Source organism: Psychrobacter sp. 1Y4 (assembly GCF_051847555.1).
This window is the reverse complement of the sequence record NZ_JBPYDE010000004.1, coordinates 72,138-84,893: the sequence shown is the minus strand read 5'-3', so window position 1 is coordinate 84,893 and position 12,756 is coordinate 72,138. Positions and strand designations below refer to the sequence as shown.

At 42.9% G+C, this 12,756-nt stretch carries 11 protein-coding genes; 6 read left to right on the top strand and 5 right to left on the bottom strand.

All coding sequences use genetic code 11. From position 1 onward, the window contains the following. The first annotated feature begins 17 nt into the window (after window positions 1-17). From gspL to purF, 6 genes are all read left to right on the top strand, one after another. Window positions 18-1,349 carry a type II secretion system protein GspL gene (gene gspL / locus ACS8FC_RS04450; protein ID WP_439260836.1) on the top strand — a complete coding sequence of 444 codons (1,332 nt, stop codon included), beginning with the start codon at window positions 18-20 and terminating at the stop codon, window positions 1,347-1,349. A gap of 43 nt (window positions 1,350-1,392) precedes the next feature. Next, a complete protein-coding gene (gspM, locus tag ACS8FC_RS04445) occupies window positions 1,393-1,944 on the top strand; it encodes a type II secretion system protein GspM (protein ID WP_439260769.1) in 552 nt (183 codons plus the stop codon). A 166-nt stretch (window positions 1,945-2,110) separates the two neighbouring features. Then, on the top strand, window positions 2,111-2,629 hold the full coding sequence (locus tag ACS8FC_RS04440) for a DUF4870 family protein (protein ID WP_439260770.1): 519 nt from the start codon (window positions 2,111-2,113) through the stop codon (window positions 2,627-2,629). Between the two features lie 194 nt (window positions 2,630-2,823). Further along, window positions 2,824-3,858 (top strand): quinone-dependent dihydroorotate dehydrogenase, encoded by a 1,035-nt coding sequence (locus tag ACS8FC_RS04435; RefSeq protein ID WP_439295972.1) that lies wholly within the window; start codon window positions 2,824-2,826, stop codon window positions 3,856-3,858. A gap of 35 nt (window positions 3,859-3,893) precedes the next feature. Further along, a complete protein-coding gene (locus tag ACS8FC_RS04430) occupies window positions 3,894-4,391 on the top strand; it encodes a CvpA family protein (protein WP_439295971.1) in 498 nt (165 codons plus the stop codon). 361 nt (window positions 4,392-4,752) lie between these two features. Further along, window positions 4,753-6,288 (top strand): amidophosphoribosyltransferase, encoded by a 1,536-nt coding sequence (gene purF / locus ACS8FC_RS04425; protein WP_299215990.1) that lies wholly within the window; start codon window positions 4,753-4,755, stop codon window positions 6,286-6,288. Between the two features lie 280 nt (window positions 6,289-6,568). On the opposite strand, the gene ACS8FC_RS04420 is transcribed toward purF, so the two are convergent. The 5 genes from ACS8FC_RS04420 to secD form a co-directional block, all read right to left on the bottom strand. After that, window positions 6,569-6,928 carry an AzlD domain-containing protein gene (locus ACS8FC_RS04420; RefSeq protein WP_439260772.1) on the bottom strand — a complete coding sequence of 120 codons (360 nt, stop codon included), beginning with the start codon at window positions 6,926-6,928 and terminating at the stop codon, window positions 6,569-6,571. Next, complete coding sequence (locus ACS8FC_RS04415) at window positions 6,921-7,562, bottom strand: AzlC family ABC transporter permease (RefSeq protein WP_439260837.1); 642 nt, start codon at window positions 7,560-7,562, stop codon at window positions 6,921-6,923. Before ACS8FC_RS04415 ends, ACS8FC_RS04420 begins: the two co-directional genes overlap by 8 nt. Window positions 7,563-7,767: 205 nt before the next feature. Further along, window positions 7,768-9,168: an MATE family efflux transporter gene (locus tag ACS8FC_RS04410; RefSeq protein ID WP_439295970.1), complete on the bottom strand. Its 1,401-nt coding sequence runs from the start codon at window positions 9,166-9,168 to the stop codon at window positions 7,768-7,770. A 220-nt stretch (window positions 9,169-9,388) separates the two neighbouring features. Beyond that, entirely contained in the window at window positions 9,389-10,666 is a 1,278-nt protein-coding gene (secF, locus tag ACS8FC_RS04405) for a protein translocase subunit SecF (protein ID WP_439260774.1), read from the bottom strand. A 9-nt stretch (window positions 10,667-10,675) separates the two neighbouring features. Then, on the bottom strand, window positions 10,676-12,553 hold the full coding sequence (gene secD / locus ACS8FC_RS04400; protein ID WP_439260838.1) for a protein translocase subunit SecD: 1,878 nt from the start codon (window positions 12,551-12,553) through the stop codon (window positions 10,676-10,678). Between the last annotated feature and the right edge of the window lie 203 nt (window positions 12,554-12,756).

Below are 12,756 nucleotides of genomic sequence, written 5' to 3'. Positions count from 1 at the left end.
AAGTAAGGACACGCTTGGTGTTACATGTTTGGATAAGATCGCAGCATAGTCCGTTAGCAGTTTGGCACGCTGATACAAAAGAATGGCAGTCTGTGACCGGCTGGCAACAGCTGTATGATATTTATGGTAATAACAAAAACAGTGCTCCATCACTTTGTCTTTATTTTCCCTCCAGCTATCTGTTGCAAGTCGATACGAAGCTAAATGCAGCCCAGCTAAAACAGCTTGGTAACACAGGTAAGCAGTACTTATTTGAAGAAGCTTCTTTAACTCCAGTTGAGCAATTGGCAATTAGGCAGATTGGCGATACGCATGCACATCACATTTATGCGCTGGCTGAAAACAATATAGAGTCATGGCAACAAAGCGCAGCTTTAGTCGGCCTAAGTATCAACGCGCTACTGCCGGACTTTTTACTGTTGCCAATTCCTGAAGAGGGGGCCGCTCAGCAGATAATTTTATATCAAGATGAATATACTGCTTTATTACGACAGTCACAATATCAGGGCTTGGCAGTAAATTACTTGCCACTTATTTTTGAGCGCTTGCCGCATTTGAGTGAAGTTTGTATATTGCCTTCGATATCATCGGCTGATTTAGCATCTATTAGCGCTCCAATTGATGCATTTGATGACTTGACAGATAATAGCAATAACTTGCAAAAAACTGACTTGGAGTCAGGCTTTACATCAGACTCTATAGCAGAAACACGTATCGCGACAGAAACGGCCAACTTGCTGGCAGAACAGCAGATATTATCAACGCCTTTATCTACAGTCCCTATGCCAATAGAGATACCAGAACGCCACGCACTTAACTTTTTCATCAAGTCATCAACCACAAATCTATCGCCCTATTTACGAGTGGCGATGATGGTTGCATTGTCAGCATTGGTATTGCAAATGGCAACTGATGCCTTACAAACTTATCGTTATAATACTGCCGCTGATGTCGCACAGATGGCAACCGCGAAGCAGTACCAGTCATGGTTCCCAGATGAGGTGCTCAATACCAGTCGCACCAAGCTGCAAGTGCAGATGCAACCAAAACTACGTAGCGACAGTCAAGAGTCGGCTTCACACTTAGCGGTATTGGCGCGGATATCACCGCTTATTAAGCAGTCATCGTTACATGCACAGGCATTGGTTATGGAGCCATCTGTCTTAAGTTTTACCTTAATAGCGCCAGACCGTGGTAGTCTTGATAAGTTCGCCAGCACATTGACGGCACAAGGTATTCAAGCAAGCCTAGAGCGAGTCAACAGTAATGAGCAAGGACAGTTTAGTGGACAGATTACCATCGATATCGCCAATGATCCTGCGGCCGTAGACAATATGGCACAATCTTAAATTTTTAGTTTTTAAATTTTATACCATCCATCAAGGTCAAGTGATGAAACTATTACAGCGCCGTACCACCCACAGATCGTTAGCAACCAATGCCTTGTCAGCACGTGTGAACAACTATCAAAACGCACTATGGTCACGCTGGCAAGTACTCTCTTCTCGTGATCAGATGGCATTGGTTATTTTGCTGGTGTTTTTATTGTTATTTGTTGGTGGTTACGGTGGCTATAGTGTTCATCAAGCCGCTAAAGAGAGTAAGTCTAATTACCAAGAGCAGGTCGCTGATTATTTTTGGTTACGCTCACAAGCAGCCAATATCGACCCCAATGCATTAAATGCTGCTAGTAATCAAGATGGTGCTGATGCAATGCCACCAGCAAGCCGCGTGAATACTGCATTAAACAGCTCAGGTATCGATAATGCACAAGTGGTGGCTAATGGTGCAGGGGTGCAATTGAGCTTTAGTCATCCGAGCCAAGCGACCGTCAGTGCTGCACTTGGTAAGCTTGAGCAACAAGGCTGGCAGTTTACAAAGCTGTTGATGCAGCAGGATGTGGCGACCAAGCAGGTGCAAGTACAAGCGACTGTCACGTCTTAATAAACCTTATTTTTGAAAACTTGTCTCAAAGGCTCTTTACATATTCATCTACGTTTAACCGTTACTGTAAGTTAGATTATCAGGACATGGTAATTTTCATCTTGAAAGCGACGCTATTTGCCACAATTGAGTACTTAATGGCTACTGTCAGTTATGGATAAAAATTATGAACCAGTCTTCTAACGATAAAACCGATAAGCATTCATATACAAAAACACGGACTACCGAACCCTTTATTGACTCACAAACGACACACAGAATTATGCAGCAAGAGAGACCACTGTTGACTCAAAAAGAGCAGCGCGCATTAATCACTTATAATCACATCACCTATCTGCTTTATGTGATCAGCTATTTTACGGCAGGGCTGCTGTGGATTGTGCCAATCATAATGAACTATGGCAAACGCCGTGATGCCGAAGGTACATGGCTTGCGACACACTTTGACTGGCAGATTAAGACTTTTTGGTACAGTATAGTCTTTTTTATCATAGGAACGATTATCATAACGTTTGCGCTCGGTGGCGTTGGCGTCAGTATGTTGGCTGATAGTGGTAATATAGCTATCGGTTCATTTTTGTTGGCCGGGTTTGGCGCGTTACTGATGCTCTTTACTTTTATTTGGCACCTATACCGTATTATCAGAGGCTGGATCGCGCTTACTGACAATCGTCCTGTACCATAATTTAGTTGACTACTAATGCGTCCGTCTATGCTTGTCAAAACACAGCTAGTATTCAGTCGTTGCCCATGATATTAAGAATGAAACTTTGGTCTTATTATTGTTAAGCTGATATAATTGCAGCGCTTTATGACGCTCAATGTTTCATCCATCTTATTTCATTCACTATTTCTATCCAGACCGGGTTTATCGTTATTATGTCTTACGCCTTGCTTCGCCCTTTTTTGTTTAAGATGGATCCTGAACATGCTCATGATATGACTCTATCTTTACTGGCAAAAGCTCATAAAGCACGGGCTTTGGGCTTGGCTTATGGCCAATCTATGCAACCTACGAACTGTATGGGTTTGCAGTTCTCTAACCCTGTTGGTCTGGCTGCAGGATTGGATAAAAATGCCGATTACATTGACGCACTGGCTGAGCTTGGATTTGGCTTTATTGAGGTGGGTACGGTCACGCCAAAGCCGCAAGTTGGGAATGATAAGCCACGTCTGTTTAGAATAAGACAGGCAGATGCTATTATTAACCGGATGGGTTTTAATAATCAGGGTGTCGATTATCTGATTGAAAATGTCAAACGCTGTAAATATAAAGGCAACATCGGTATCAATATTGGTAAAAATGCCAGTACGCCCGTCGAAAATGCGGCTGACGATTATATTTACTGTCTAGAACGTGTTTATCCCCATGCCTCATATATTACAATCAATATCTCATCACCTAATACAAAAAATTTACGTGATTTACAAAGCGGCGAGGCGTTAACGCAGTTATTAGACGTGATTAAAAATCGTCATAGCCAGCTTGCGACAGAGTACGGGTTCTATGTGCCGTTAGTATTAAAAGTCGCCCCTGATTTAGAGCCGCTACAAGTTGATTATATCTCGCAGCAATTGTTAGATTTTGACATTGATGGTTTGATTGCAACCAATACGACCTTGAGCCGAGTGGGGGTTGAGGATCTGACCGATGGTGATCAAGCAGGTGGTCTATCTGGCCGTCCCGTCAGTCATATTAGTACTCAAATTTTGCAACAGTTCTCAGATCAGCTAGAGGATAAAGTGACTATTATAGGCGTTGGTGGCATCGATAGTGGCGAGAAGGCAGTTAAAAAGATTAAAGCTGGGGCAGATATGGTTCAGCTTTATACAGGTCTTATCTATCGAGGCCCAGGCTTGGTACAGTCTTGTATTCAAGCTATTGGCGGCTATTATGATGCCCAAGACATTTGATTAAGATGGTCCTATAAAGCCATGAGGCGGTCAGTATGAGTGGTCTAGATATCGTCATTGCCATTGTGGTCCTTATTGGCTTATGGCGTGGTTTTCAAATAGGACTTGTCAAGACGGCGGTTGGCTTAGTTGGTTGGTTTATCGCTTTGATTGTTGCGACTCGTTTAGCTGGTCCTATTGCGCCGCAGCTATCGGGGCTGACCCAAAGCTCTGTATTACAAATGGCGATGGCTTTTTTGCTCATCGTAATCGTAGTGTTAGCTGTGATGCATTTAGTAGCGTTTGTATTTTCAGGAGTGCTTAAAACTTTACGCTTGGGCGTGGTAGATAAAATGGCAGGCGGTGTATTAGGGGCGGCCAAAAACACTCTTGTGGTTTTAGTCATTATTAGTGTCAGTGCGCCGTTATTAGTACAGCTTCCGCAGTGGCAAACTTCTGTACTGGCCCCTGAGCTACTTCCTTATGCGCCAATGGCAAAAACGCTTGCATCAGATGTATTAGGCAGTGCGTGGGAGCAGATGAATCAGTCTTAATTATGGTAAAATTAAGGGCAAAATTAGTTCTAACGACTCTAGTTACGACAAGTGATACCTTGATAAATTGGCATTCATCATTATGTAACATCTGTGGTATCTACAATTTAAATCGCCATTGTTGATAATGCACTATCTAAATATTGTCGTTAATATGTCATCATATATAATATCTTTATTCTTAAATCAATCAGTATCTTTATTCTTGAATCAGTGAGTTAGAGCCAATAAAATGCTCAGTTCAGTGAAACAAATATCAGTAAATATATATCATCAGGTCATCGGTAAGCTAGTAGGCAACATTGTTATTTAGCTTACCGTTATAGTGTTACTAATGTGTGGTTTTAAATAGGACATAACTATGTGTGGAGTCGTTGGGGTTGCAGCTCATGAGCCAGTCAACCAAATTCTTTATGATGCCTTAACTATGTTGCAACATCGTGGTCAAGATGCGGCAGGTATTGTGACCTTGCAGGATGGTCGCCTATATCTACGTAAAGAAAACGGTATGGTTCGTGATGTCTTTATGAACCGTCATATGGTCAGACTGGTGGGTAAGTTCGGTATTGGCCATGTTCGTTACCCTACTGCAGGTACTTCAAGCAGTGCAGAGGCACAGCCATTTTATGTAAACTCACCTTATGGCATTACTTTGGCGCACAACGGTAACTTGACCAATGCTGAAAGCTTGGCCAAATCGTTATATCAAGATGATCGTCGTCATTTAAATACTGACTCAGATTCTGAAGTACTATTAAACGTTCTTGCTCATGAGATGCAAAATCTAGGTAAGACTCATCCAACGTCTGATGATATTTTTGAAGCGGTAAAAGCGGTCTACGCTCGCTGCGAAGGCGCTTATGGCGTAGTAGCGATGATTACTGGTCATGGCTTATTGGCGTTTCGTGACCCAAATGGCATTCGTCCACTAATCTTTGGCGAACGTTTAGCTGCCAATGGCGGCACAGAGTATATGGTTGCCTCTGAGTCAGTGGCCCTAACTGGTTGCGGTTTTAGTATTATTCGTGATGTCAAACCTGGTGAAGCTATCTTTATCGATTTGGATCACAATCTACATACGTATCAATGCGTAGAGCAAAAAGAGTATACGCCTTGTATTTTTGAGTATGTCTATTTTGCGCGTCCAGACTCTATCATGGACAATATCTCTGTCTACAAATCGCGCCTTCGTATGGGCGAAAAACTGGGACAAAAAATCCTCGATGAATGGGGCGATGACCACGATATTGATGTGGTGATTCCGATTCCTGATACGTCGCGTACTTCAGCGATGGAGCTGGCACTGAAGATGAATATTAAGTACCGTGAAGGGTTTATGAAGAACCGTTATATCGGTCGCACCTTTATCATGCCAGGTCAACAGCAGCGCAAAAAATCAGTTCGTCAAAAACTTAGCGCCGTGCCGTTGGAGTTCAAAGACAAAAACGTTTTGTTGGTTGATGACTCTATCGTCCGTGGAACCACCTGTCATGAGATTATTCAAATGGCACGCGATGCAGGGGCGAAAAAAGTGTTTTTTGCCAGTGCTGCGCCACCAGTAAAATATCCTAACGTATATGGGATTGATATGCCGGTACGTAGTGAGCTTATCGCTTCAGGGCACAGTGTGGAAGAGGTACGTAAAATCATCGGTGCTGACCGTCTGATTTTTCAAGATTTAGATGATCTTATCGATGCGGTAAAAGATACAAAGCATAGCCGCGTTGAAGGTTTTGATTGTGCTGTATTTAATGGCTGCTATATCACTGGACAAATCAATGAAGCTTACCTTGATCACCTGCAAGAGCAGCGTAGCGAAATCGCTAAAGCTGGTAAAAAAGGGGTACAAATTGTCGCAGATACGCCTGTCGATATGATGGGTGTAGAAGAGTCTTAAATAACCATTTTTAGTCAGTATAGTCGATATCGAATAAAACCGATGCGTTGTAATATGATACGCAACTGGTATCAATTTTTCTTGCTTGCTGTGTCTACGCTGACAGAGACTGCAAAAAATTTATACCAGTATCGCTGTATCGTTTTTATAGCGAATTAACTATAGTATGACTTAAAGGTATTATATAAAATAAAAGGCTGGATTCTTAATTGAATTCAGCCTTTTTTATTATTTTTGTTTACTAAGTATTAAGGGATAATCTATCAACTTATGAATACGATTAACCCAAAACGTTGGTTAACATCCAAAGTAGGCCGTTAATTGCTGCAATACCCACGACCATGCTTATTAATAACTGACGGCTAATATGATAGATAATTAGCACTAATAACAATGCGCCAATTTGAGCAAGTAATAGTTGCACCTCAGCGCTATTTAGCCCAGTGCTGGCAGACAAGTCTTGATAGGAGAGACTGGTCAAAATCAATAAGACCATGACAGATAGCGGTAAGCTCTCATTGAGTCGATGTAGCCAAGGCGTATCAAGAAGCTTTTTTGGTATTAATGCTGGAATAGCACGAGTAATAAAGGTAACTCCAGCCATCGCGAAAGTGGCTGCAATCAAATAGCTACTATTCATCGTTCTCTCCTGTCACTTTATGTTGTACCCAAAAACCACGTGCCAAAATCATGAGCATACAGATGGTAATCGCTACCAGAAGTAACCAATTGCTGGTGAATAACGAGGCAATAGCCAAAGCAACGACCGCGATGCCAATAGGGAAGTAGCGTTTAATACTTTGAAATTGCTCGTAAGCTAAGATTGCAAACAAACAAACCAACGCAAAATCCAAATGCGGCACCAAGTCACCAAGAGTGCTGCCGATCATTACCCCAATAGCGCTTGCCAATACCCACCAGCTCTGGTTAAACAAACTAATGGGTAATATAATCGCACGCCGTATTTCATGTGGTAAGCTCGTCATCACTGAAAATGTTTCGTCTGTTAGCGCAAATAAACAATAAGTTTTGGCTATTTTGTTTTTTGGTAGAGACTGTAGCAGCGGCATCCCATAAAATACGTGACGCAGGTTAATGGCTGCAATGTTAGTTGCAATATTACCTATGGGCAGGCCGGCACTAAGCATGGGTAGACAAGCGTACTGAGCCGCCCCTGCATACAGTACGATACTGAGCATAATCGTTGCCCATATCGGCACACCAGCGATTTGTGCCAAGACACCAAAAGCGATACCTGCAGGTAAATAGCCCATAGCGACTGGAATGCTTTTTTTAAAGCCTTCAGCCCATTGATAAGCGGATTTTTGCTGTTGTTCAGAGTAAGTATTCACAAGATATCCTAAGATCGTCAAGCTTAATAGATTGGTCGAAATATTGATTTATAGACATGATGGTTTGTAAACAATACTTCTTACTATATGCGTTTATAATATGGATAAAAGTATATTTAATAACTCATCAAATTGGTTGTAATTCTTCATAACTGCCAGTTCTATGCGCATAGTACAAAAAACCACTAAGAATTAGCATGCGTAATAACAACAGGCACCATACACTAAGCCAAATACCAGTCATGTCCCACTGCTGATAAAGTAGCCAGCTAAGGGGGAAAAATATGATAGCCAGTATCAAAGCGGCATTGCGAATGACATGTCCTGCCGTCAAACCAAAAAATATACCATCAAGCCAATAAGCACCCACACCGACGATTGGGAGTAGTATGGCATAACCTTGATAACTATTAGTTAAGGTAAAAACCGTTTCGATATTGGTCATCAAATCTAAATAAGTTGGCATGGCAAGCCACCAAATCGTACTTAATAGTAAAGCAAGAGCATAGCTGACAATGCCTGTACGCTTGACAATAACACGAAAGCGCAACCAGTCACGACGTCCCGCTGCTTGTCCACTTAAAGTCTCAGCTGACACTGCTACGCCATCAAGTGCAAAGGCTGAAATGCTTAATACTTGCAATAATATTGCGTTAGCAGCCAATACTAAATCGCCGCTTTGAGCAGAGAGGCGAGTAATCCATGCAAAGCTCACTGTTAAGATAAGCGTACGAATAAAAATATCTTTATTCAAAGAGAATAACCTAAGCATTTTATCTTTAGTAAAATGCTGCGGGTCCACTTGAAAGAAAGTAGGCCAAGTCAATTGTAAATGTCGGCGACTAAGCCACAAGGCCAATACAACCCCTGACCAAAATGCAATGGTAGTCCCTAACGCAACGCCAGCTATTCCCAACTGCATACTGTAAACAAAAAACAGTGTCAAAATAATATTAAATACAGCAATAAATCCTTGCTGATAGAGCATATAACGCGTTTTGCCTTGACCTGCAAACCAGCCAATAAAAGCAAAGTTCATCAGCTCAGCAATGACTCCCCAAAAACGTACATCTAAATAAATCTTGGCAGCAGCGCCACTATCAGGATTGGCAGACAACGCTTGCAAGCCAAAGTTTATGAGCCAAGGCTTCGCTAGTAGTAACACCAAACCAATGACGACGGCTAATAAGAGCGCACGCTGCAAAATAGATAGCAGTGGCGATGCTTTTTGCTGCGAGTTTATAGAGTTGCTACTATCTGAAAGTTGCCCCAATGCCTGTGCAGATAAACCAGAAGATGCATATTGTAAAAAGTTAAAGCTAACAAGCAGTAGGGACAAAAGCTGTATTGCCAGGCCCATGCCTGCAAGCTTTGCGGCATCATTCATATTGCCGACGATGGCAGTATCAATCACACTTTGGAGCGGCATGGCTAGATTAGCTAATAAAACTGGAACAGCAATCGCGACAATACGCCTGTAGCGTGTGTCAATAGGCGACGTGACTGTTGATGGGGTAGACGTTGGCATAAGATGATCACTTCTGCGTAAACACAGCTAATAATACCCGCCCGTTTGCTACATGACTGCGGGATGAGCTTTTACTACTAAATATATTGGATGGTCATACAAAGATAAAAGCACCTAACGGTTAGGTGCTTTTACTCGATTCTTTAGTCGTCTCTTAGTCAATACTACTATTATTAAACACCGTTATTGAAGCCAATGCTATCAAAATAGGTGTGTACCATTAGTCTTGTTCAAACATCTTTGGATCATTGAAAGTCACGATTTCTTCTTCAAACTCAGGCTTCACTTTTACAACGAAGTCATCGCGTGATAGACCCATTCTAAGAGGGATAGAGCTTGCAATATAGGTTGACGAATAAGTACCAGCAAGCAGGCCAATGAATAGCGCTACTGAGAACCAATACAGTCCGTCACCGCCTAAGAACATCATGGCTAATACAACTAATAGCACTGTTGAAATAGTCATAATGGTACGGCGCAGCGTTTCTGTTAATGACAAATCAACCGTCTGACTGGGACTAATCCCGCGGACACGGCGGAAGTTTTCACGAATACGGTCGTAGACGACAATCGTATCGTTTAGTGAATAACCGATCAATGCCAATATGGCTGCCAATACGGTCAGATCAAAGGGGAAACCAAATAATGCAAAGACACCGATAGTAACGATAGCGTCATGAAACAACGACATGACCGCGCCAAGTGACAGCTTAAACTGAAAACGTAGAGCGACATATCCAAGCATACATACTAATGCTAGCCCTAACGCCATGACTGAGTTTAAATACACCTCGTTACCGACTTGACTGCCGATAATGTTAACGTTACTAATATCAGCAGTGTTATTAGGCAAAGCTAAAGCTTGAGTTAAGCTGGCGCTTAGACCGTCAATATTGTCAGATTGTGGTGGCAAGCGTACAAGCAGCTCTTGACGCGTGCCTAGATACTGTACGACAGCATCATCAAAACCATTATCCGCCAATGCTTGTACGACTTCAACTTGCTCAGCGGGCTGCTCATAACGTACATCTGCTGAAACCCCGCCCGTGAAGTCCAAACCAAGATTAAGACCATTGACCGCAATCGCAATAATACTAGCAATGACCATGAATAAAGACAAAATTGCCATAGGCTTTTCTATCTTCATAAACGGAATAATACGCTGATTACCAACTGCCTTGATACCGCCTTCTTTTGCAGCAGCGTCATCAGCAGCGCTATCGATTATTTGGTTATGATCGTTATCGATAGCAGCATTGTCTGCTTGAGTCGCCAATGCTTGCTCATTTTTTGAGCTTTTGTTAGTCCCATGAGACTTACCTTTGCCAGCTTTTGCCGTCGTAGGATTATTGGCTTTAGCATTGCTGCCTTTACCATCACGACGCGGCTTACTACGGCGGCGACGTTTTTGGTTGTCATTAGGGTTATTGCCCGCACCGCCTGAGCTACTAGACGTCGGCGTATTATTCTCAGGATTGTTATTTTGTTCAATCGCCATGTTATTCTCCTAGCCGATACTCAAACGTTTGATAGATTTACGCTTACCATAAGCAATTTGTACCAGTGCACGTGTTACCAAAATCGCGGTAAATAGTGAACTGACAATACCAATAGCTAAGGTGATCGCAAAGCCTTTAATCGGACCAGTACCAATCGCAAATAAGATAAACGCGACCAATAACGTGGTGATGTTGGCATCAAAAATACTACTAAAAGCACGATCAAAGCCTGCCACGATTGCAGATTTTGGCCGTACCCCGTTTGCCAGCTCCTCTCGGATACGCTCAAAAATGAGTACGTTGGCATCTACTGCCATGCCGATGGTCAAGACCACACCAGCAATCCCAGGTAGAGTGAGCGATGAGCCTAAGATCGACATAATCGCAATAATGATAATGACGTTTACTGCCAATGCTACATTGGCAATGACCCCAAACAGGCGATAAAAAATAATCATAAAGACAAAGACTAGTAAGTAACCAATCTGAGTTGAAAACAGACCTTTAGCAATGTTTTCTTGTCCTAGTGACGGCCCAATGGTCCGTTCTTCAACAAAATACATTGGGGCTGCAAGTGCGCCTGAGCGTAGTAATAGAGCAAGCTCAGCCGCTTCAGCATTGCTATCTAGTCCAGTAATACGGAACGATGAGCCTAGTACTGCTTGAATATTAGCGCGGTTAATGACCTTGGTCTCAGCGTAAGGGGTACGCACTTCAACAGATTCCCCTGTAGTTGGGTCTTCTTCATACGTAATTCTTTGTTTATTTTCGATAAACAATACCGCCATTTGATCGCCAACAGCGGTACGGGTTGCATTTTGCATAAGCTTGCCGCCCGCACTGTCCAAGGTAATATTGACCTCAGGACGGCCACTTTCATCAAGACTGGTTTGGGCGTTAGTAACTTTGTCACCAGTGACGATGGCTTGACGCTCTAACAGTACAGGTGGACCGTCAAGTGTCTGGAATGGAAAGGCTTCGGTACCAGCAGGAGGGATACCACCCATAAAGTTTTCGCTGTCTTTGGCAACCAAACGGAACTCAAGGTTTGCAGTACGTCCAAGTACACGTTTGGCTTCCGCGGTGTCTTGTACGCCAGGTAATTCGACGACGATACGGCTAGCACCCTGAGACTGTACTAAGGCTTCAGTAACTCCAAGCTCAGCAATACGATTACGTAGGGTGGTTAAGTTTTGATTGACTGCATAACTGTTAATCTCATCCAATGTCGCATCATTATAAGCCATGATTAGCGCAGGACCTTGATCATCAATAGAGGACTGTAAGGTAAAGTTATTGCCCATCGAGCCTTGAAGAATATTCTGTGCACGGTTACGGGTATCTGTATTAGCGAAATGTAATACAATACCTTGTGACTCAGACTTAATACCCTTAACTGCAATACGCTCAGCACGTAGCTCACGGCGCACATCACGACTGGCACTGGACAGACGCTGCTCTAAAGCTTTGTCCATATCAACTTCTAGAACGAAACGTACCCCACCGCGCAAATCCAAGCCAAGCTTCATCGGTTTTGCACCAATATCACGTAGCCACTGCGGCGTTGTCTGCGCTAAGTTGAGCGCAACCACATAATCGTCACTAAGGTTCTTTTTGAGGACCTCTTGTGCTTTGAGCTGAGCATCTGGATTGTCTAAGCGTACCAGGGCGCTGTTGCCCTCAAAAGTGCCATCGTGGTGGCTTACGCCAGCTTCTTCTAACAGGCTCTCTGACTGAGTCAAAATACCTTCAGATAGCTGTGTACCTGCTGCAGCACTGGTAATCTGCACAGCAGGCTCATCAGGGTAGAGGTTGGGTGCAGCGTACAGACCAGCGATGATCAGTACGACGGTGATAAGTAGGTACTTCCAAGCGGGATATTGCATAATCACTTCTTTAAGTTGATAAGATACTGGCGATGCAGGCCACAGATTAGCAGATGGAGTGTTTACATTTATCATGAACAATGATCATAATCAGTATGAAGCATCATTCATCATTGCAAGCATCCGCTATAATAATAGAACGCTAAGCATTATAGAACGACTAACTTTTGAGCCGCAATACGCAGATAAAAGGTAAGTTTGCT